The organism is Micromonospora sp. WMMD735 (assembly GCF_049178995.1).
In the GTDB taxonomy this organism is placed as follows: Bacteria; Actinomycetota; Actinomycetes; order Mycobacteriales; family Micromonosporaceae; genus Micromonospora; species Micromonospora wenchangensis.
In genome coordinates this window covers 4513357-4534111 of the sequence record NZ_JBMHMJ010000002.1, presented here as the reverse complement: position 1 = coordinate 4534111, position 20755 = coordinate 4513357, and the positions used below count along the sequence as shown (strand labels likewise).

The following is a 20755-nucleotide window of genomic DNA, read 5'->3' as shown; positions in this document are numbered from 1 at the left end:
CGTATTGTCCCGATATCCGGCCGGTGGCGTCCGATAACCGGACGTCACTGTCCGTTCCTTGACAGCGTCCCGTAGATTCTTGTCTCGTGTCAACGCAGGTCCCCCGCCTCCTCGCCGGACTCGTCGACGACGCCGCCGTCTTCCCGCCCGGCAGCGCGGCGCTGCCCGACGCGATCGCGGCGCACCACGGACACCGCACCTCCTGGTACGCCGACCTGGTCGGCCCGCTGCTGGTGCCCGCCTCCGCCGTCGGCGGGCTGGCCGGCCTGCCCGAGGGCACGGTGACCGGGCTGATCGGCGACACCGGCGTCGCCGGGGTGCCCGCCGCGCTCGCCGGGCTGGCCGCCGCCGGCATCGCCGTCCGGCAGGTCGAGGTGGCCGTCGCCCGACGCGGCGAGGACCCCCAGCCGGGCCTGGCCGCGCTGCGCGGCGTGCTCGCCGGGCACCGTGACCTCGACTGGTACGCCGAACTGCCGCTGACCTTCGGGCTGACCGCCGCCCTGGACACCCTCGCCGAGGCCCGCGCGGCCGGCGAACCGGTCGCCGCGAAGTTCCGCACCGGCGGGCTGGCCGCCGAACTCTTCCCCACCCCCGTCGAACTGGCCGCGGTGATCTGCGCCTGCCGGGACCGGGCGCTGCCGTTCAAGCTGACCGCCGGGCTGCACCACGCGCTGCGCCAGATCGACCCGGAGACCGGCTTCACCCACCACGGCTTCGGCAACGTGCTGGCCGCCACCCTCGCCGCCGCAGGCGGCGCCGAGGTGGACGCCGTCGCCGCGCTGCTCGCCGACACCGACCCGCTGCGGGTGGTCGAGCCGGCCCGGGCGGCCCGGGACGACGAGCGTCCGCTGTGGATCGGGTTCGGCTCGTGCAGCGTGCGGGAACCACTGACCGATCTGATCCGGCTGGGGCTGGTGAACGGGGGATTCGACAGATGAGCTGGGTGACGGGCGCGGACGGCTCGGCGTACGGGGTGACCAACCTGCCGTACGGGGTGTTCCGGCACGACGGGCGGCCACCCCGGATCGGCGTACGCGTCGCCGACCTGGTGTTCGACCTGGCGGCAGCCGAGGAGGCCGGGCTGGTCCTCGCCGCCGGGGCGTTGCGCCGGCCCACCCTCAACGACTTCATGGCGCTCGGCCGCCCGCAGTGGACCTCGGTCCGGCAGCGCATCGTCGAACTGCTCACCGAGCCGGCGCACCGGGCGGCCGTCGAGCCGCTGCTGCTGCCGCTGGCCGCGGTCGAGCTGCTGCTGCCGTTCGAGGTGGCCGACTACGTCGACTTCTACTCCTCCGAGCACCACGCCGGCAACGTCGGGCAGATCTTCCGCCCCGGCCAGCCGCCGCTGCTGCCGAACTGGAAGCACCTGCCGATCGGCTACCACGGCCGGGCCGGCACGGTGGTGGTCTCCGGCACCCCGGTCGTCCGCCCGAGCGGGCAGCGCGCCACCGCCGAGGGTCCCACCGTCGGCCCGTCGGTACGCCTCGACATCGAGGCCGAGGTGGGCTTCGTGGTCGGCGTGCCGAGCGCGCTCGGCGACCGGGTGCCCACCGGCGACTTCGCCGACCACGTGTTCGGGGTGGTGCTGGTCAACGACTGGTCGGCCCGGGATATCCAGGCATGGGAATACCAGCCGCTCGGGCCGTTCCTCGGCAAGTCCTTCGCCACCTCCGTCTCCGCCTGGGTGACCCCGCTGGACGCGCTTGCCGACGCGTTCGTGCCCGCCCCGCGGCAGGACCCGCCGGTGCAGGACTACCTGCGCCAGACCCCGCACCTGGGCCTCGACCTGCGACTGGAAGTCGAGTGGAACGGCGAGCGGGTCACCGAGCCGCCGTTCGCCGGCATGTACTGGACCCCCGCCCAGCAGCTGGCCCACCTCACCGTCAACGGCGCGTCCCTGCGGACCGGCGACCTGTACGCCTCGGGCACCGTCTCCGGCCCCGAGCGCGGCCAGGTGGGCTCGTTCCTGGAACTGACCTGGGGCGGGGCCGAACCGGTCACCGTCGGCGGGGACACCCGCACCTTCCTCGCCGACGGCGACACCGTCACGCTGCGGGCCACCGCGCCCGGCCCGGACGGCTCCACCATCGCCCTCGGCGAGGTCACCGGGCGCATCCTGCCCGCCCGCTGAGCCGACGCCTGACGGTCGCACCCGCTGTCCGACCGTCCGACGCCCCTGCCGCGTTTCTCCCACCGGATTCCGCCGTACGCCCCGCGCCGCCGTCTCCCGTCGGCGGCGCGGGGCGCGTCGGCGTGGCACGTCCCAGTGGAGAGGAGGTACGAGCATGAACGATCTCGTCGGCGCGGTGTGGCGCACCAGTAGCCGCTCGAACGACCAGGGGCTCTGTGTGGAGGTGGCGGACAACCTCGTCCGCACCCGGGCCGTGGTCGGGGTACGCGACTCCAAGGACCCGTCGGGCCCGGCCCTGGTCATCGGCCCACCGGGTTGGACGGCGTTCGTCGACGCCGTCCGGCAGGGGACCTTCCGTCCCTGACCGCCCCGTCACCGGCGTCCCACCCGGGACGCCGGTGACGGAAATTTCACCGTACGGCCCCCCGTCGGACGCTCACCCGCCGTACGGTGGACGACACGGGAGGTGCCATGTCGACGGTTGCGGTCACCGATGTCATCGAGGCGTCGGCCGTCGACGTGTGGGAACGCCTGACCGACCTGCCCGTCCGGGTCGACTGGCTCTGCACGGTCAGCTCCGTCGAGCTGCTCACCCCCGGGCCGTTCGGGCCGGGCACCGCCTGGCGGGAGACCCGGACCCGCCCGGACGGCGGCGACCAGCCGGAGGAGTTCCTGGTCCTGACCGCCGAGCCGGCACACCGGCTGGTGCTCGCCTCCCCGGGTATCGGGGTGGACTACCGGATCACCTGGACCCTGCGCGCCGTCCGACGTCGTCGCCGGGTCGGCACCGCCGTCACTGTCGAACACCGGGCGCTGCCGACCGCCCCGTACGGGCGGGTGATGGCGCTGCTCTTCGGCGGCCTGGCCGCCCGGACGGTGGAGGGTGCGATCCGGCACGACCTGACCGCGCTGGCCGCCACCGTGCGCAGCACCGGCCGGGCCACCGCCGCCTGATCCGCGTCCGGGCACCGGCGGTCCGCCGGCCCGACTTCGTTCGCGCGACGCGACGCGACCTGACCGGTCCCCAGGGGGGACGTCTGGGTAGGGTGCCGGGCGGAGGTGGGCATGGGATTCCCGAAGGGACGGCGGCGACTCGTGGTCGCGGTCACCACGCTGCTCACCCTCGTGGCGGTCGCCGGCATCGGCTACCGGGTGCTCGCCCCCGCCGAGGTCGTCACGCCCGCCCGGGGCGCACCGCCGCCCGCCGGCACCCCGGCCGTCGGCGTGGTGGGCCGGCTGCCGGTCGCGCCGCTGGTGGTGGCGGGCCGGCTGCGGGTCTACGCCGCCGAGCGCCAGCTCTATGCCGACCAGCCCGCCGACAGCCGCAACCGGGTCACCCCGTTCTGGTCGTACCGGCGCTGGCCGGCCACCCTCGACGGGGTGCTGGCGGCCGGCACGATGGTGCTCAGCCGCTGGTCGGACGGGAAGCTGGTGGCCCTGGACGGGCTCACCGGCACGGTCGCCTGGCGGGTCGACGGGCCGACGCCGTACGCCGCGACCCCCGCCCGGCGCACCGGGGCGGCCACCGTCTGGGACCCGCACGGCATCTCCGTCGCCCCCGCCCCCGGAAGCCTGACGGTGCTGGTCGTCTCCGGCCGGGACGGCCTGCGCGGCTACGACCTCGCCGACGGGCGGGAGCTGTGGCGGGTCGACGGTGGCCGGGACTGCCGTACCGACCTGGGCACCACCGCCGCCGGGCAGGTCTTCTCCGTCGACTCCTGCGCCGGCCCGACGGCCGTGGAGTTCCGCGCCGTCGCCACCGGCACGGTGGGCACCCGCTGGCGGCCCCCGGACGCACCCGAGCGGTTCACCGTCACCCCGGTCGGCTGCCTCACCCCCCGCTCGCAGTGCCGGGGGCTGCGCACCGACGGCGGCTCCGGCGGCCGGGGCTGGCAGGTCGGCCCGGGTGCGCCGATGGCCGCCCCCGCCCTGGACGCCGCCGGCACCACCCTGGTCGGGGAACTGGCCGTCGGCGACGACGGCGGGGTGCTCAAGGGCTGGGAGGCGCGCAGCGGCAAGGGCCGCTGGCAGCGCGGTGACCTGGGCCCGGTGACGATCCTCGCCACCGAGGCCGGTCGGCTCTACGTGCTGACCGAACGCCGGGAACTGGTCACCCTCGACCCGGTCACCGGTGCGCAGCGGTCCCGGTTCCCGATGACCCCCGGGCGGGACGGCATCGGCTGGAAGCCCGGCCGGGCGTACGCGGCCGGCGGCTACGTCGCGGTGGAACGGTTGCGGGAGCGCGCCGGCCCGGACGACGACGACCAGGCGTACTTCCTGATGGCCGAGCCGGTCGTGCTCGCCGCGACCTGACCCGGCCCGACCCGGCCGGTGGGCCGGGTCGGTGTCCGGGGGTGGTTCAGGACAGGGCGGCCTCCGCCACGGCCAGGAAGGCGTCGTTCTCGGCCGGGGTGCCGATGGTGACCCGGACGCCGTCGCCGGGGAACGGCCGGACGATCACGCCGCGCGCCTCGCAGGCCCGGCCGAACTCCACGGCCCCCTCGCCCAGCGGCAGCCAGACGAAGTTGGCCTGGCTGGACGGCACGTCGGGGACGAACTTGCGCAGCGCCGCGGTGACCCGGTCCCGTTCCGCCACGACCAGCGCGCAGCGGCGTTCGACCTCGTCGGCCTGGGCGAGCGCGGCCAGCGCCCCCGCCTGCGCCGCCGTGCTGGTGGAGAACGGGGTGACCACCTTGCGGACCGCGGCGGCGACCTCCGGGGCACCGACCAGCCAGCCGATCCGCAACCCGGCCAGGCCCCACGCCTTGGACAGGGTGCGCAGCACCACCACGTTGGGCCGGTCGAGATACGTCAGCCCGTCGGGCACCTGCGGGTCGGTGACGAACTCCCGGTACGCCTCGTCGATGACGACGAGCACGTCGTCGCCGACGGCGTCGAGGAAGCGGTCCAGCTCCGGCCCGCGTACGGCCGTGCCGGTGGGGTTGTTGGGGTTGCAGACCAGCACCATCCGGGTCCGGTCGGTCACCGCCGCGGCCATCGCCGCCAGGTCGTGCCCGTGGCCGGCGTCGTTGGGCACCCGCACGCTGCTCGCGCCGCTGGTCGCCGCGATGATCGGGTACGCCTCGAACGAGCGCCACGAGTAGAGCAGTTCGTCGCCGGGCAGGCAGGTGGCCCGGACCAGGTGCTCGGCCAGCGCCACCGACCCGCAGCCGGTGGCGATCCGGTCCGGGTCCACGCCGTACCGCTCGGCGAGCGCGGTGCGCAGCGCCACCACGCCCATGTCGGGGTAGCGGTGCGACCCGGTGACCGCCTCGGTGACCGCCTCGACCACCCCGGGCAGCGGCCCGTACGGCACCTCGTTGCTGGCCAGCTTGATCGCCTCGGCCAGGCCCAGCTCGCGGGCCAGGTCGGCCGGGCTGCGGCCGGGCACGTAGTTCGGCAGGGCGTCCAGGTCGGCGCGGGTCAGTCGCAGCGGGGGCTGGTGGCGTCCGGTGTCGGTCATGGGGTGTCTCCCGGGGGCTCGGGGTCGGTGCGGTCGGTGGCGGTGTCGTCGGTGGGGGCGTCCGGGTGGTCGGCGCGCGGCACCCGCACCACGACCGTCTGGGCCCGCTTGTCGTGCAGCGCCTGCCGCAGCGGGTGGTCGAACAGCGCGGAGACCGCGTCGACGAACTGGAGCAGCAGGCCGAAGCCGCAGCAGAACCAGAGCAGGGTGGGCATGCCCATGGTGCTCCACCGCCGGGTGGCCCGGCCGAAGCCGAGCGGCTGGTCGGCGTCGACGGGGACCGCCCGGATGCGCAGCAGCCGCTTGCCCAGGGTCTGCCCGCCGGAGGCCATCGTCGGCACCTCGTAGGCGAACCAGAGCGCGGTCGCGATGACCAGGATGGCGATCTGGAGGCCGCCGGCCTGCTCACCGATGGCGGGCAGCCCCTCCCGCGAGGAGTCGCCGGCCATCGCCCGCCGGACTGCCTCGCGCAGGTAGGGCGCGGTCTCCTCGAAGTACCGCCAGACGAACCAGCCGTTGACCACCGCGTTGAGCCCGAGGACGACCCCGAAGTCGACCAGCCGGGCGAGCAGCCGGGCACCGTAGCCGGCCAGCGGCACCCCGTGCGGCCGTGGTTCCGGCGGACGCCCCGGCCAGGTCGGGTACGGCCACCCGGGCGGCGGCCCGCCGGGCTGGCCTGCTCCCGGCTGTCCCGCCCACGGCTGTCCGGTCCAGGGCTGCCCCGGCGCCCCGGGCTGGCCTGCGCCCGGCTGTCCCGCCCACGGCTGTCCGGTGCCGGGCTGGCCGGCGCCGGGTTGCCCGGTCCAGGGCTGGCCCGCCCAGGGTGGGCCCGGCGCGGCCGGCGTGCCGGGAGCGGCCGACGGGTGCTGGTCGGAGGACGGGGCGGCTCCGGCGGGGGAGGTCGGGGCGGGCGGCTCGGCGGCGGGCTCCGGCTCGGGCGGGGGCGGGCCGTCGGGTGGGGTGGCGTCGACCGGGATCGGGGCACCGATCCAGCCCTCGCCGTCCCACCACCGTCGGGTGGTCGGCTCGGCCGGGTCGACGTACCAACCTGGTTGCACGCTCACGGTCTCGGCCTGCGCTGTCCGGTGCGGTCGCTCTGCTCGCTCACCCGGCAACCTTAACGACGATGGTGCCGGCGAACTTGTCGTGGAGGCACTGCTGCCACGGCTTGTCCCAGAGCTGCCACAGCCCGTCGAGGTAGCTGAAGACGGGAATGACCGCCCCGCCGATCTGGTAGGCGGCCCACCGCTTGGCCGCGGCCGTACGGGTCAGCGTGGCGGCCGGGTCGAGCGGCACCACCTGGATCTTCATCACCCGCTTGCCGATGGTCTGCCCGGTCTTGAACATCATCTCGACCTGGTAGACGTAGCTCAGGGCGAACGCCACCACGAAGATCACGCCCTGCAACACCAGCATCGGAATCAGGAAGTTGGTGAACGGGTCGGAGGTGGCCCGGCCGTCGGCCGTGGTGGTCAGGTCGGGCAGGACCATCTGGAAGAAGACGATGAAGGCCGGCACGATGAAGACCATGCTGGCCGCGATGAGCACCGCCCCGTCGATGAGCAGGGCGAGCAGCCGGTCACCGAAGCTGGCCAGCGGCAGCCCACGCGGCGACATCCCGGGCGGCGGCATGCCGGGTGCCGGCGGCGGGTACCCGGGCATCCCGGCGTACGGGCCGGGTCGCGGGTAGCCGCCGGGCGGGGCGGCGTAGGGGCCGGGTTGCGGCGGCACGGCGTACCCCTGGGGGTGTGGGCCGGCGGGCGGGGCGAAGCCGCCGGCGGCGGGCCCGGGCCCACCGGCCGGCGGTGTCGGGTAGCTCGGAGGTTGCGTCACGCGAGACAGTGTTACAAATTGCCGCGCGCTTCCTGCTCACGCTCGATGGCTTCGAACAGCGCCTTGAAGTTGCCCTTGCCGAAACCGAGCGAGCCGTGCCGCTCGATCAGCTCGAAGAAGACCGTCGGCCGGTCCTGCACCGGCTTGGTGAAGATCTGGAGCAGGTAGCCGTCCTCGTCCCGGTCGACCAGGATCTTGCGGGACTTCAGCTCCTCGATCGGTACCCGCACGTTGCCGATCCGGGCCCGCAGCTCGGGGTCGTCGTAGTACGAGTCGGGGGTGTCGAGGAACTCGACGCCGGCCGCCCGCATCGCGTCGACGCTGGCCAGGATGTCGTTGGTGGCGACCGCGATGTGTTGCGCGCCGGGGCCCTGGTAGAACTCCAGGTACTCGTCGATCTGCGACTTCTTGCGGGCCACCGCCGGCTCGTTGAGCGGGAACTTCACCTTCCGGGTGCCGCTGGCGACGACCTTGCTCATCAGCGCCGAGTAGTCGGTGGCGATGTCGTCGCCGATGAACTCGGCCATGTTGGAAAAGCCCATCACCCGCTTGTAGAACTCCACCCACTCGTCCATCCGGCCCAGCTCCACGTTGCCGACCACGTGGTCGACGGCCTGGAAGAAGCGCTTCGGCTGGAGGCCGGCGGCGATCATCGGCTGCCGGTCGACGATCGGTCCCCGGGCCACGAAGCCGGGCAGGAACGGGCCGCTGTAGCGGGACCTGTCGACCAGGCTGTGCCGGGTGTCGCCGTACGCGGCGATGGCGGCCAACCGGACGGTGCCGTACGCGTCGGTCACGTCGTGCGGCTCGATGAGGCCGGTAGCGCCCTGGGCCAGCGCGTGCGCGTACGCGGCGTCGACGTCAGGCACCTCCAGCGCGATGTCACTGACCCCGTCGGAGTGCTTCGCGACGTGGTCGGCGCCGGCCGCGTCGGGGCGGACCGCGCCGGTCAGCACGAACCGGGCCGAGCCGCTGGTCAGCACGTACTCGGCGTGGTCGCGGTAGCCCTGCTCCGGCCCCCGGTAGGCCACGCAGGTCATGCCGAACGCGGTGGAGTAGTAGTGCGCGGCCTGCTTGGCGTTGCCCACCAGGAAGTGCACGTGGTCGAGGCCCTTGACCGGGAACGGGTCACGGGTGATGTCGTGGTCGACTGCGCCGACGAGCGTGTCGACGTCGATGTCCTCGGTCGACTGGGGTCGGTCGATCGCCTGGGTCACGGTGGCCTCCCTCGGTTGCGGCCGGCGTCGTGGGCCGGTGGTCCGTCAGCTCTTGCAGGCAGCATCGCGGTGGGCCCGTCCGCTGGGCAACACTCACGTTTTCCCCTGGTCAGGTTGTGCAATCGGTAGGGTGTCCAGCCATGAACGCTGGACAGGGTGTACAGCTCGACGAGCTGGACGGCAGGCTGGTCCAACTCCTCGCCGACGAACCCCGGATCGGGGTGCTGGAATGCTCCCGCCGGCTCGGGGTGGCCCGGGGCACCGTGCAGGCCCGGCTGGACAAGCTGGTCGACCGGGGGGTGATCGGCGGGTTCGGGCCGGAGATCCGCCCGGCGGCGATCGGGTTCACGGTGACCAGCTTCGTCACCCTGGAGATCAGCCAGCGGCACGGCCACGACACGGTCACCGCCCACCTGGCGGCGATCCCGGAGGTGTTGGAGGCGCACACCATCACCGGGGCGAGCGACCTGCTCTGCCGGATCGTGGCGCGTTCCAACACCGACCTGCAACGGGTGATCGACCAGATCGTCTCGTCCGACGCGATCCGCCGGGCCTCCACGATCATCGCGCTCGCCGAGCAGATCCCGTACCGCACGCTGCCGTTGCTGCGGTCGGCCGCCGGGTCGTGATCAACGCAATTGGGCCGATATAGCGGTATCCGAAGGCGCTGTTGGCGCTATTCCGGCGATGTTGTGATGCGTCCGATCTGCCCGACGGGTAGGCCGCCCGCCGGGGAGAAAGCGGGGCGACACTCCGGCGCGGGGGCGGGGCGGGGAGGTGATCGTCGCTACGGTGTCCGGTGTGAAGGGCCTTGGCGGGGTGCGGGGAGGGCTGCTGCTCGGGCTCGTCATCGTGATCGCGCTCGCCGTCACCGGGGTGTGGAACCCGTTCCCCGGGGTGTGGGACTGGGTCGACCGCAGCGAGCCGATCTCCGAACCGGACGTGTCGTGGCAGCAGCGGGTCGGCGGCACCCCGAAGAGCGTCACGATCGTCGGCGACACCGTCGTGGTCGAGCAACGTACCCGCACGGAGGTGCGCAGCCTCGCCACCGGCGCGCCACTGTGGGAACGCAAGGCTGACTGGTCGGCGGTGGCCGGCGGCGACCGCGACGCCGTCGTCGCCGTCGGCAAGCTCCTGGTCAAGGGGTACGAGCTGCTCGACCCCACCACCGGGGCGGTACGGCGACGCGACGGCGACGCGGTGGCCGTCTGGACGTACCGGAACATGCTGCTGGACGCCCGGTGCGTGGCCGCCACCGACTGCACGCTCAGCGCCTGGGACCCGCGCGGCACCAGCCCACTGTGGACGGCCTTCCTGCCCGGCGTCAGCAGCGGGCTCTTCGCCGACAACCCGGGCCTGCTCGGCACCCGGCGGCTCACCGCGCAGCGGATCGACGAGGGGGTGGCCGGGCCGGAGGCGGCCCCGCCGCTGCTCGGCTTCCCGGTCGACGGCCGGGTGCACGTGGTGGACACCGCCACCGGCCGGGTGGTGCAGGACGTCGAGCCGGGCCAGGACGAGCGGCTGTCGGTGGTCGGCGGCCGGATGCTCAAGATCCGCGCGGTGTCGGTCGACGGCAGCTGCCAGTACGCCGTCTCGGCGCGCGACCCGGCCACCGGGCAGGAGGTGTGGCGGCGCAGCGGGTTCAACCTGCGCACCGCCGACAGCGCCGGATGCGCCCAGCGGGAGGACCCGCAGGGGGCGCGCAGCGTGCTGATCGGGGTGGCCCCCGACGGGCGGGAGGCCGTCCTCGACGGGTACGACGGGCGGCTGCTGCTGGTGGACGCCGAGGGCGAGAAACTGCTCGCCGTCGACGACCGGTACGCCCTGGTCCGTAGCGCCGACAAGGACTCGGTGGTCGCCCGGGAGCTGGGCACCGGCAAGGCCCGCTGGACCCGGCCGGCCGGCGCGAAGGCGGGCGCGGCGCTCACCCCGTACGCGGCGGTGCTGACCGGGGACAAGCCGAACCGGCTGGTCGCCGTGGACCCGCGTACCGGTAAGGAACTGGTGGTGTTGCGGACCAGCGCCAACGCGCTCGCCGTCGGGCCCAACGGGATGGTCGTCGGCGAGGGACGGGAGATCGGGTACGTCCGGTTCGGCGCGGGGGCCGGTGCGCCGCCACCCGCCGCGCCCCCGGCCGGTTCGGACGGCGGTACCGGTCCCGGCCCGGGGCGGACCGGCGGCGCGCCGGACCCCGAGGACAGTTGCGGTCCCAAACGGGAACTCTGCGCCAACGGCAACGGGTGAGAGCGGCGTCCCACGACCCACCCGGCGGGTGTCACCGATCGCCCGGTCTGCCCTAGGCTTTTCCGTCATGAGCAGTGCCGCCGCGTTCTCGTACGCCCCCTTGCTGCCGACCGGTCCGGATCAGACCGAATACCGCCTGGTCACCGACGAGGGCGTCGACGTCGTCCACGGCCCGGGGGGCCGCCGTTTCCTGACCGTGGAGCCGGCCGCGCTGACCGCGCTGACCGCCGAGGCGATGCACGACATCGCCCACTATCTGCGCCCGGCGCACCTGGCCCAGCTCCGGTCGATCATCGACGATCCGGCGGCCTCGCCGAACGACCGGTTCGTCGCGCTGGACCTGCTGCGCAACGCCAACATCGCCGCCGGTGGCGTGCTGCCGATGTGCCAGGACACCGGCACCGCCATCGTGATGGGCAAGCGCGGCCGGCACGTGCTCACCGACGGCTCCGACGCCGAGGCGATCTCGCGTGGCGTCTACCAGGCGTACACGCGGCTGAACCTGCGGTACTCGCAGCTCGCCCCGCTGACCATGTGGGACGAGCGGAACACCGGCAGCAACCTGCCCGCCCAGGTGGAGCTGTACGCCGAGGACCCGGACGGGCACCCCGACGCGTACAAGTTCCTGTTCATGGCCAAGGGGGGCGGCTCGGCCAACAAGTCGTACCTCTACCAGGAGACCAAGGCGCTGCTCAACCCGACGCGGATGATGCAGTTCCTGGAGGAGAAGCTGCGGCTGATCGGCACCTCGGCGTGCCCGCCGTACCACCTGGCGATCGTCATCGGCGGCACCTCCGCCGAGTACGCCCTCAAGACCGCCAAGTACGCCTCCGCGAAGTACCTCGACGCGCTGCCCACCTCCGGCTCGATGACCGCGCACGGCTTCCGGGACCTGGAGCTGGAGGCCGAGGTGCTGGAGCTGACCCGCAACTTCGGCATCGGCGCACAGTTCGGCGGCCGGTACTTCTGCCACGACGTGCGGGTGGTCCGGCTGCCCCGGCACGGGGCGTCCTGCCCGGTGGCGATCGCCGTGTCCTGCTCGGCCGACCGGCAGGCGGTCGCCAAGATCACCCCGTCCGGGGTGTGGCTGGAGCGCCTGGAGACCGACCCGGCGCGCTACCTGCCGGACGTCACCGACGAGACCCTCGACGCCTCCGAGGTGGTGCGCGTCGACCTCAACCGGCCGATGGACGAGATCCGGGCCGAGCTGTCGAAGTACCCGGTGAAGACCCGGCTGTCGCTGACCGGCCCGCTGGTCGTCGCCCGGGACATCGCCCACGCCAAGATCGCCGAGCGGCTCGACGCCGGTGAGCCCATGCCGCAGTACCTGCGCGACCACGCCGTCTACTACGCCGGCCCGGCCAAGACCCCCGAGGGGTACGCCTCCGGCTCGTTCGGCCCGACCACCGCCGGCCGGATGGACGCGTACGTGGCGAAGTTCCAGGCGGCCGGCGGCTCCCAGGTGATGCTGGCCAAGGGCAACCGGTCCGCCCAGGTGACCCGCTCCTGCCAGCAGCACGGCGGGTTCTACCTCGGCTCGATCGGCGGCCCGGCGGCCCGGCTCGCCCAGGACTGCATCAAGCACGTCGAGGTGCTCGAATACGCCGAGCTGGGCATGGAGGCGGTCTGGAAGATCGAGGTGGAGGACTTCCCCGCCTTCATCGTCGTCGACGACAAGGGCAACGACTTCTTCGCCGAGGTCACCAAGCCGGTGCTGACGGTCGGCCGCCGCTGACCGTTCCCGCAAGCCACGGAGGGGGCACCAGCGGCTTCAGCGCGTGAGCGCCCAGGGCTGTTCGTGTCGTTCGCCGTTCGCCTAGCATGCTGGGCCTAGCCTGGTAGGCTTCTGTGGGTGGACCGGTACTCCGAGGACGAGCTGCGGGCGGTCATCGCCAGGTACGAGGCGACCCGGGCCGCCGCGCTGACCGAGCGGGACGAGCAGTTGCGGGTGTTCCACGCAGCCGGCTGGCGGCCGGTCGACCTGCAACGGATCACCGGGTACAGCCGGGAGACGATCCGCCAGGCGCTACGACCGGAGGTCCGGCAGGCGGCCAACCTCAGCCGCCGTAAGACTCCGCCGCAGCCACCGTCCGACTACCGCCCCTATGGTGACCGCAAGCCCTACGTCGTGGCCGACGCCCTTACCGCGCTGACCGGCCCGACCGCGGGCGTGGTCACCCTTCCGCGTCATCTGGACTGGTCCGGTCATGCCGAGTACGACCTGGGTCGGCCCGCACGCCTGTCCAGCATGTACAAGGTGGTACTCACCGAAGCCGGTACGGTCGACGACCTGAACACCTGGCTCGACGGCGACCAACTCCGGCGACTCTGGCCCACCCTCTGGCTACCTTCCGGGCTCCGACGACGCTGGGAGGAAGCCTTCCCCGAACTCGTCACCGTCGGCACGAACGGCGCGTAACGGTGGATGCCTTCCACGAGAGGCTCGCCCGCACCGGGCTCGCCGCCGCCCGACGGTACGGTTTCGCCCTCGCCGGTGGCTACGCCGTGCAGGCCGCCGGGATGCTCGAACGCCCCAGCGAAGACGTCGACCTGTTCACCGCCTGGGACCGCCGTGACGAGTTCGGCACTGCGGTCTCGGTCGTCGTGGATGCCTACCGTGACGATGGCCTGACCGTCGACATCGAGCGACAGTACGACACGTTCGCCCGGCTGACCGTTGCCGACGGTGACCGTGCCGCCAAGGTGGAACTCGGCGTGGACTGGCGTGCCAACGAACCCGTTCTCATGACCATCGGACCGGTACTGCATCCCGACGACGCGGTCGCGAACAAGATGAGCGCGCTCTACGGACGGGCGTTCGCCCGTGACTTCGTCGACATCGACGCTGCGCTCCGATCCGGCCGCTACACCCGGGAAGCGCTGCTCCACCTTGCGCACCGCGCCGATCGCGGGTTCGATCGACGCGTTTTCGCGGAGGCTCTCGGACAGGCCAGCCTGCTCGATCCCGACGACTTCGCCCAGTACGGCGTCACCGGTCGGGCACTCGACGATCTCCGGAGCCGATTCGCCAGCTGGCGCAGTGCCCTACTCGACGAACAGCGTCCGCCGAGTGACGAGGCACCAGGCCCGTCGGAGTGAGCGATCATCTGCGGTCCGACCCAGGTCGGGGCAGGATGGGACGGGTGACGACTCCAGAGGCAGCGGGCTACCGGATCGAACGTGACTCGATGGGCGAGGTGGAGGTGCCCGCCGAGGCGTTGTGGCGGGCACAGACCCAGCGCGCGGTGCAGAACTTCCCGATCTCCGGCCGGGGCATCGAGCCGGCCCAGATCAAGGCGCTGGCCCAGATCAAGGGGGCCGCCGCCCTGGTCAACGGCGAGCTGGGGGTGATCGGCGCGGACGTCGCCGGGGCGATCGCCACCGCCGCCGCGCACGTGGCCGACGGCGGGTACGACGACCAGTTCCCCATCGACGTGTTCCAGACCGGCTCGGGCACCTCGTCGAACATGAACACCAACGAGGTGATCGCCACCCTGGCCACCCGGGAGCTGGGCCGCGACGTGCACCCGAACGACGACGTGAACGCCTCGCAGTCCAGCAACGACGTCTTCCCGTCCTCGATCCACCTGGCCGCCACCCAGTTCGTGGTGGAGGACCTGCTGCCGTCGCTGCGCCACCTGGCGGAGGCGTTGGAGGCGAAGGCGGCCGAGTTCGAGACGGTCGTCAAGGCGGGGCGTACCCACCTGATGGACGCCACCCCGGTCACCCTCGGGCAGGAGTTCGGCGGGTACGCCGCGCAGGTCCGCTACGGCGTCGAGCGGTTGGAGTCGGCGCTGCCCCGGCTGGCCGAGCTGCCGTTGGGCGGCACCGCCGTGGGCACCGGCATCAACACCCCGCTGGGTTTCGCCGCCAAGGTGATCGAGAAGCTGCGCGCCTCGACCGGGCTGCCGTTGACCGAGGCCCGTAACCACTTCGAGGCGCAGGGGGCGCGGGACGCGTTGGTCGAGACGTCCGGCCAGTTGCGTACCGTCGCGGTCGGGCTCTACAAGATCGCCAACGACGTACGCTGGATGGGGTCCGGCCCCCGGGCGGGCCTGCGGGAGTTGCGCATCCCCGACCTCCAGCCCGGCTCGTCGATCATGCCGGGCAAGGTGAACCCGGTGGTCGCCGAGGCGGTGCGGCAGGTCTGCGCGCAGGTGATCGGCAACGACGCGGCGGTCGCGTTCGCCGGCAGCCAGGGCGACTTCGAGCTGAACGTGATGCTCCCGGTGATGGGCCGCAACCTGCTCGAATCGATCAAGTTGCTCTCCGCGTCCAGCCGGCTCTTCGCCGACCGGTTGGTGGCCGGCCTGGTCGCGGACGCCGAGGTCTGCCTGGCGTACGCGGAGGGGTCGCCGTCGATCGTCACCCCGCTCAACCGCCACCTCGGGTACGACGAGGCCGCCTCGATCGCCAAGGAGGCGCTGGCGAAGCAGGTCTCCATCCGCGAGGTGGTGATCTCCCGGGGGCACGTCGACTCCGGCAAACTCACCGAGACCCAGCTCGACGAGGCCCTCGACCTGCTCCGGATGACCCACCCCTGACCGGTTCCTGCTTGATCGACTCCTGTGGGCCGATGTAGCGGTGTCAGGCGGATTTGATAGCGCTACATCGGCCCCCGCGAGTGGATCATGGCTCGGTCGGTGGGCGGGTGCGGGGGACCCAGGCGAGAAAACGGGCGAAGAGGGCCGCCGGGTCGGGGCCGGTGTCGGGATAGAGGCGGTACAGGTCGGCGGCGGCGTCGTGCAGCACCGTGCAGAGGTAGATGTTGAGCGCGACCCGGTCGTGGGCGTACTCGGAGACGAGGGTGAGTCGGGCGGTCCCACAGGGCCACGGCGCGGCGCACACCCGGCACAGCCAGAGCGGGCGCAGCGGCAGGTGGGGGCGCGGATTCGCCGGCCCCGGCCCGCCCCGGCCGACCGGGTCGGGTGGTCCAGGTGGTCCACCGGTGCGGCGCGGCCCGTCCGGACCGGCCGCCGCGCTCACCGGCGTCCCCGGTTGGCGCGCCATTCCTGAGCGAGCGTGAGCCAACCGACCCGCCCCACCCGGGGAAACGAGATGGTGGTGTCCTCCCACCCGGGCGGGCCCGACCCGGTGCCCGGGGGTACCTCCGCTCCCGTGTCCGGGGCCGGGTGGGCGTCCGGTCCGCGGGCCGGGTAGGGGGCCGGGTGGGCGTCCGGTCCGCGGGCCGGGTAGGGGGCCGGGTGGGCGTCCGGTCCGCGGGCCGGGTAGGGGGCCGGGTGGGCGTCCGGTCCGCTGGCCGGGTAGGGGACCGGGTGGGCGACCGGTCCGGTGGTCGGGGACGCGGCCGGACAAGCACCCGGTCCGCTGGTCGGGGTCGGGGTCGGGTGGGTGACTGGGCCGGCGGGCGGGGGAGCGGGCCGGCGGGGTGGAGCCGCTTCGGGGAGCCGGGCGGGTCGGAATCTGCGGGCAAGCCGGTGTCGCCAGGTGAGCCGGGGCATCGCGTCGCCTCCATGGTGGGTCGGCTGGTCGTCTCCCCCGGCGGTGGGACCGCCGGCCGGGGAGCGGGCCGTCCCACCGCGACACCGGTCCGCCCGGAGGGAGAGCGGTCGATGTCGCACTTCACAGTCTGCTGATGAAACCACTACCGTGTGAAGGGTTGTTGTCGGCTTCCGGTCTTGTCCTGTGTCAGCGGCGTCCCTGGTCGGCGTGGTGTCGGAGTCGATCGTCGACGCGGTGGGGGGCGGCTGGAGATGACGGACGGGCGGATGACGGCGGCGGCCTTCCTCGTCGCCGAGCTGCGGCGGGCCCGGACCCGGCGGGGCTGGAGCCAGGACGACCTCGCCAAGGCGGTCAACTACTCGGCGTCGATGGTCAGCGCGATCGAACTGGGCCAGCAGCCGCCCACCGCCAAGTACCTCGAACTGGTCGACAAGGCCCTCGACACCGGCGGCATCTTCAGCCGGATGCTCAGCCAGCTGGTCGCGCTCGACCGGGCCAGGGTGTGGCAACTCGGCTGGCGGGCGCTGATCGAGCAGGCGCGCGCGGTCCGCTGGTACGAGCCGCTGTACGTGCCCGGTCTCTTCCAGACGGAGGCGTATGCCCGTGCCGTCTTCGAGGCCGGCGCGCTGCTCGACGGGCCCGAGGTGGAGCGGCGGCTGACCGACCGGCTGGAGACCCACGCGGTGCTGTACCGCGACCAGCCGCCGCAGGTGGTCGCGATCCTCGACGAGGCCGCCCTGCGCCGGCAGGTCGGCAACCGGAAGGTGATGGGTGAGCAGGTCGCGCACCTCGCGCGGGTGGCGACGGAGCATCCCCGGGTCCGGTTGCACCTGGTGCCGGGCACGGCAGGGGAGTACCCGGGGCTCGCCGGGGGTTTCGTGCTGGCGACCCTGCCCGACGGCATGGAGTTGGGGTGTGTCGGCGGGCAGGTCCGCACCCAGGAGTTCACCGAGCCCGACGTACTGGCCCGGATGCGGGAGGTCTGGGAGTCGACCCTCGGTGAGGCGTTGCCCCCGGCGGAGTCCATCGAGTTGATGCGGGAGGTGGCGGAGTCGTGGAACTGACCGGCGCGGCGGATCGCGCCGTTCCCGGGTCGACCGGCCGGGTCTGGCGCAAGAGCACCCGCAGCAGCCAGAACCACGACTGTGTCGAGGTGGCGACGAATCTGGTCGGGGTGGTCGGGGTGCGGGACAGCAAGGACCCGGCGGGCCCGGTGCTCACCTTCCCGGCGTACTCGTGGCGGGTCTTCGTGGCCGCGCCGCCGCGCTGACGGGACCGGCTCGCGGCGGACGGTCGCCGCAGGTCCGGTCGCCGGGATAACCGGTCGACCGGGTGGCTCGCGGGCGGCATGATCCGGATCGTGACGGGCGCAGACGGGGTGTTGCTGACGACGGCACGGCTGCGGCTGCGCCGCTTCACCGGCGACGACGTGCCGCGACTGGTCGAGCTGGACAGCGACCCGGAGGTGATGCGGTTCCTCACCGGCGGTCGACCCACCCCGCCCGCCACCGTGCGGGACGAGCATCTGCCCCGGATTCTCGCCGGTTACGACCGCTACCCGGGGCTGGGCCGGTGGGCGGCCGAGGACGCCGTCGACGGTGCCTTCCTGGGCTGGTTCGCGCTCGATCCGTCCGACGACGGCACCGGGCCGGAGCTGGGGTATCGGCTGCGCCGCGCGGCCTGGGGGCGGGGCCTGGCCACCGAGGGCGCCCGCGCGCTGGTCGACCACGCCTTCACCATCCCGGACGTACGCCGGGTGTGGGCGCAGACGATGGCGGTGAACGTACGGTCGCGGGCGGTGTTGGCGAAGGCCGGACTGCGGTACGTCCGCACCTTCCACCTCGACTGGCCCGACCCGATCGCCGGAACGGAGCACGGCGAGGTGGAGTACGAGCTGCTCAGGGTCGACCACCTGCCGCCTTGCGGGCCCGGTAGGCGCTGACCGCGACCCGGTTGCCGCAACCCGCCTCGCAGAACCGGCGGGACCGGTTCTTGGACAGGTCGACCAGCACGTTGGCGCACTCGGGGTGGGCGCAGTGCCGCAGCCGACCCAGCTCGTCACCCCGGACCAGGTCGGCGACGGCCATCGCCGCCTCGACGGCCATCCGGGTGGCCAGCGGGGCGTCCCGGGGCACCGCGTGCACGTGGTACGGCTCGTCGTCGTGCCGGATGAGCTGCGGCAGTGCCCGGGACTCGCGGAGCAGGTCGTTGACCACGGTGACGACGGTGTCCGGGTCGTCGTCCCAGAGCCGGCGCAGCCGGGGGCGCAGCGCGCGGACGGCACGCAGCTCGGCTTCGGTGTGCTCGTGTCGGCCGGTCCACTGGTTGGCGGTGACGAAACGGTCCAGCGCGGCGATGTCGGGCAGCCCTTCGCCGTCCCGGTTGTCGGTGTTGACCAGGGCGGCGGCGGCGATCAACCCGCACTCCGTGTCATGGGCGAAAAGCAACTTGACCCCTGTCGTCGTCGACGGCTAGCGTCATCGGCGTAATCCTACTTTGCTGATGTCACGTCGGAGGAGTCCCGATGCCGCACCGATCTCCCGCCGGCACCGGGCTGGCACTCGCCCTGCTCTCCGCCGTCACGTTCGCCACCTCCGGCACCTTCGCCCGGTCGCTCATCGACGCCGGCTGGTCGGCCGAGGCCGTCGTGGTCGCCCGGGTCGGCCTGGCCGCCCTGGTGCTGGCCGTCCCCGCCGTGCTCGCGCTGCGCGGCCGGGCCGGGGTGCTGCGGCGCAACCTCGGCCCGGTCACCGTCTTCGGCCTGCTCGGCGTCGCCACCGCCCAGGCGTGCTTCTTCAACGCCGTCCGCTACCTGCCGGTCGGGGTCGCCCTGCTGCTGGAATACCTCGGCATCATCCTCGTGGTCGGCTGGCTGTGGCTGGTGCACGGGCAGCGCCCCCGCCGGCTCACCGTCGCCGGTTCCCTGGCAGCCCTGGTCGGGCTCGTCCTGGTGCTCGACCTGACCGGTACCGGCCGGCTCGATCCGCTCGGGGTGCTCTGGGGCCTCGGCGCGGCCGTCGGGCTGGCCGGCTACTTCGTCCTCGCCGCCCGGGTCGACGCCGACCTCCCCTCGGTCACCATGGCCAGTGGTGGGATGGCCGTCGGCGCGGCCGTGCTCGCCCTGCTCGGCCTGGTCGGGGTGCTGCCGCTGCGGGCCACCTTCGGCGTGGTCGACTTCGCCGGGCAGCGCACCAGCTGGCTCGTCCCGATCGTGGGGCTGTCGCTGGTGGCCGCCGTGGTGGCGTACCTGACCGGGATCGCCGCGACGCGCCTGCTCGGCGCCCGGCTGTCGTCGTTCGTCGGGCTGACGGAGGTGATGTTCGCGGTGCTCATCGCCTGGCTGGTGCTCGGCGAGCTACCGGTGCCGGTGCAGCTCGCCGGGGGCGCGCTGATCGTCGCCGGGGTGGCGCTGGTCCGCCTCGACGAGTTGCGCGCGGGCCGCACCGAACAGGCGGCGGCCCGGACGGACGAGCCGGCACTGACCTGAGCCGCCCCACTGATCGCCGCTCGGCGTGACCGGGCGACGCTCTGCCCGGCGCTGCCGTGGCCGGGGGCGCCCTGCCCGGCGCGGGCGGGTGGCGGCCTGCTCGGCGTGGGCGGGTGGCGCCCTGCCCGGCGTGGGCGGGTGGTGGCCTGCTCGGCGTGGCCGGGTGCGACGAACGTGAGAGGGTGTCGGACATGCTCAGCGTGGTGGTGTTCGACGCCGACGAGACCCTGATCGACCTGCGCCCGGCGGTCACCGGGGCCCTGGTGGCCGTACTGGAGGAGATGCGTCGACGGACGCCGGTGGCGGCGGGGGTGACCTTCGCCGAGGTGGAGTCCGACTGGCAGGCGGTGTTCGGGTCGATGACCGCCGCGCCGGTGATGGAGATCCGCCGGGCCGCGCTGGCCCGGTCCCTCGACCGGGCCGGGCTGGTGGGTCAGCTCGACGAGTTCGCCGAACTCTTCTTCGCCCGCCGGTACGAGCTCAGCCACCCGTATCCCGACACCGTGCCGGCGCTGGCCGCGTTGCGCGCCGACTTCACCCTCGGTTACGCCACCAACGGCAACAGCCGCGCCGAACGCTGCGGCCTGCCCGGGCAGTTCGCCTTCGAGTTGTACGCCCACGAGGGCGGCCTGCCCAAGAAGCCCGACCCGGCGTTCTACGCCGCGGTCGTCGCCGCCGCCGGGGTGCCGGCGGAACGGATCGCGTACGTCGGCGACTCGATCGCCCACGACGTGCTGGGCCCCCAGCAGGCCGGGATGCGCGGCATCTGGCTCAACCGGCCCGGACTCCCCCTCCCCGAAGGGGTACGCCCCGACGCCGAGGTGCGCACGCTCACCGATCTGCCGGCGGCGCTACGCAGCCTGCAACCGACGAATGCCTGATGCGGGACGAATTCGGATTTGTATCTGGCGGAATCG

Annotated in this window: 22 protein-coding genes; 16 read left to right on the top strand and 6 right to left on the bottom strand. The window is 73.3% G+C overall.

Annotation, left to right across the window (positions count from 1 at the left end; all coding sequences use genetic code 11):
• The first annotated feature begins 86 nt into the window (after nt 1-86).
• The 5 genes from ACN268_RS19495 to ACN268_RS19475 all read left to right on the top strand — a co-directional run bounded on the left by ACN268_RS19495 (nt 87) and on the right by ACN268_RS19475 (nt 4444).
• On the top strand, nt 87-938 hold the full coding sequence (locus ACN268_RS19495) for a hypothetical protein (RefSeq protein ID WP_421484439.1): 852 nt from the start codon (nt 87-89) through the stop codon (nt 936-938).
• The gene (gene fahA / locus ACN268_RS19490; protein WP_421484438.1) at nt 935-2131 is read left to right on the top strand and encodes a fumarylacetoacetase; all 1197 of its coding nucleotides are present in this window, start codon (nt 935-937) and stop codon (nt 2129-2131) included. Before ACN268_RS19495 ends, fahA begins: the two co-directional genes overlap by 4 nt.
• 154 nt (nt 2132-2285) lie before the next feature.
• Nucleotides 2286-2495: a DUF397 domain-containing protein gene (locus tag ACN268_RS19485; RefSeq protein ID WP_088643247.1), complete on the top strand. Its 210-nt coding sequence runs from the start codon at nt 2286-2288 to the stop codon at nt 2493-2495.
• Between the two features lie 107 nt (nt 2496-2602).
• The gene (locus ACN268_RS19480; protein WP_421484437.1) at nt 2603-3085 is read left to right on the top strand and encodes an SRPBCC family protein; all 483 of its coding nucleotides are present in this window, start codon (nt 2603-2605) and stop codon (nt 3083-3085) included.
• Between the two features lie 111 nt (nt 3086-3196).
• Nucleotides 3197-4444: a pyrrolo-quinoline quinone gene (locus tag ACN268_RS19475; protein WP_421484436.1), complete on the top strand. Its 1248-nt coding sequence runs from the start codon at nt 3197-3199 to the stop codon at nt 4442-4444.
• Between the two features lie 46 nt (nt 4445-4490).
• Here ACN268_RS19475 and hisC read toward each other — a convergent pair whose 3' ends face one another.
• From hisC to hppD, 4 genes are read right to left on the bottom strand one after another with little or no spacing between them, the layout of a single operon-like run.
• Complete coding sequence (gene hisC / locus ACN268_RS19470; protein ID WP_421484435.1) at nt 4491-5594, bottom strand: histidinol-phosphate transaminase; 1104 nt, start codon at nt 5592-5594, stop codon at nt 4491-4493.
• Nucleotides 5591-6658, bottom strand: coding sequence for an RDD family protein (locus ACN268_RS19465; RefSeq protein ID WP_421484434.1), 1068 nt, complete (start codon nt 6656-6658; stop codon nt 5591-5593). The genes hisC and ACN268_RS19465 overlap by 4 nt, the downstream gene beginning before the upstream one ends.
• A 40-nt stretch (nt 6659-6698) precedes the next feature.
• The gene (locus ACN268_RS19460) at nt 6699-7427 is read right to left on the bottom strand and encodes an RDD family protein (protein WP_421484433.1); all 729 of its coding nucleotides are present in this window, start codon (nt 7425-7427) and stop codon (nt 6699-6701) included.
• A gap of 11 nt (nt 7428-7438) precedes the next feature.
• Nucleotides 7439-8644 carry a 4-hydroxyphenylpyruvate dioxygenase gene (gene hppD, locus ACN268_RS19455; RefSeq protein WP_421484432.1) on the bottom strand — a complete coding sequence of 402 codons (1206 nt, stop codon included), beginning with the start codon at nt 8642-8644 and terminating at the stop codon, nt 7439-7441.
• A gap of 140 nt (nt 8645-8784) precedes the next feature.
• Here hppD and ACN268_RS19450 point away from each other — a divergent pair, with 140 nt between their 5' ends.
• The 6 genes from ACN268_RS19450 (at nt 8785) to ACN268_RS19425 (ending at nt 15432) form a co-directional block, all read left to right on the top strand.
• Nucleotides 8785-9273 (top strand): Lrp/AsnC family transcriptional regulator, encoded by a 489-nt coding sequence (locus ACN268_RS19450; RefSeq protein WP_421484431.1) that lies wholly within the window; start codon nt 8785-8787, stop codon nt 9271-9273.
• Nucleotides 9274-9436: 163 nt separating this feature from the next.
• Complete coding sequence (locus ACN268_RS19445) at nt 9437-10888, top strand: PQQ-binding-like beta-propeller repeat protein (RefSeq protein WP_421484430.1); 1452 nt, start codon at nt 9437-9439, stop codon at nt 10886-10888.
• 67 nt (nt 10889-10955) lie between these two features.
• A complete protein-coding gene (locus ACN268_RS19440) occupies nt 10956-12623 on the top strand; it encodes a fumarate hydratase (protein WP_421484429.1) in 1668 nt (555 codons plus the stop codon).
• A gap of 117 nt (nt 12624-12740) precedes the next feature.
• The gene (locus tag ACN268_RS19435) at nt 12741-13307 is read left to right on the top strand and encodes a hypothetical protein (protein ID WP_421484428.1); all 567 of its coding nucleotides are present in this window, start codon (nt 12741-12743) and stop codon (nt 13305-13307) included.
• 2 nt (nt 13308-13309) lie between these two features.
• A complete protein-coding gene (locus ACN268_RS19430) occupies nt 13310-13987 on the top strand; it encodes a nucleotidyl transferase AbiEii/AbiGii toxin family protein (RefSeq protein ID WP_421484427.1) in 678 nt (225 codons plus the stop codon).
• A gap of 44 nt (nt 13988-14031) precedes the next feature.
• On the top strand, nt 14032-15432 hold the full coding sequence (locus ACN268_RS19425; RefSeq protein ID WP_421484426.1) for a class II fumarate hydratase: 1401 nt from the start codon (nt 14032-14034) through the stop codon (nt 15430-15432).
• A gap of 85 nt (nt 15433-15517) precedes the next feature.
• On the opposite strand, the gene ACN268_RS19420 is transcribed toward ACN268_RS19425, so the two are convergent.
• Nucleotides 15518-15766 carry a hypothetical protein gene (locus tag ACN268_RS19420; RefSeq protein ID WP_363651081.1) on the bottom strand — a complete coding sequence of 83 codons (249 nt, stop codon included), beginning with the start codon at nt 15764-15766 and terminating at the stop codon, nt 15518-15520.
• Nucleotides 15767-16602: 836 nt separating this feature from the next.
• On the opposite strand from ACN268_RS19420, the gene ACN268_RS19415 reads away from it, so the two are divergent.
• From ACN268_RS19415 to ACN268_RS19405, 3 genes are all read left to right on the top strand, one after another.
• Nucleotides 16603-17415 (top strand): helix-turn-helix domain-containing protein, encoded by an 813-nt coding sequence (locus ACN268_RS19415; protein WP_421484425.1) that lies wholly within the window; start codon nt 16603-16605, stop codon nt 17413-17415.
• Nucleotides 17412-17621 (top strand): DUF397 domain-containing protein, encoded by a 210-nt coding sequence (locus tag ACN268_RS19410; RefSeq protein WP_421486938.1) that lies wholly within the window; start codon nt 17412-17414, stop codon nt 17619-17621. Before ACN268_RS19415 ends, ACN268_RS19410 begins: the two co-directional genes overlap by 4 nt.
• 90 nt (nt 17622-17711) lie before the next feature.
• Nucleotides 17712-18293, top strand: a complete 582-nt coding sequence (locus ACN268_RS19405) for a GNAT family N-acetyltransferase (RefSeq protein WP_421484424.1) — start codon at nt 17712-17714, stop codon at nt 18291-18293.
• Here ACN268_RS19405 and ACN268_RS19400 read toward each other — a convergent pair.
• Nucleotides 18250-18798, bottom strand: coding sequence for a CGNR zinc finger domain-containing protein (locus ACN268_RS19400; protein WP_421484423.1), 549 nt, complete (start codon nt 18796-18798; stop codon nt 18250-18252). The two genes, ACN268_RS19405 and ACN268_RS19400, sit on opposite strands and share 44 nt — an antisense overlap.
• Before the next feature lie 77 nt (nt 18799-18875).
• On the opposite strand from ACN268_RS19400, the gene ACN268_RS19395 reads away from it, so the two are divergent.
• Entirely contained in the window at nt 18876-19838 is a 963-nt protein-coding gene (locus tag ACN268_RS19395) for an EamA family transporter (RefSeq protein WP_421484422.1), read from the top strand.
• A 191-nt stretch (nt 19839-20029) separates the two neighbouring features.
• Entirely contained in the window at nt 20030-20719 is a 690-nt protein-coding gene (locus ACN268_RS19390; RefSeq protein ID WP_421484421.1) for an HAD family hydrolase, read from the top strand.
• The last annotated feature ends 36 nt before the right edge of the window (nt 20720-20755 follow it).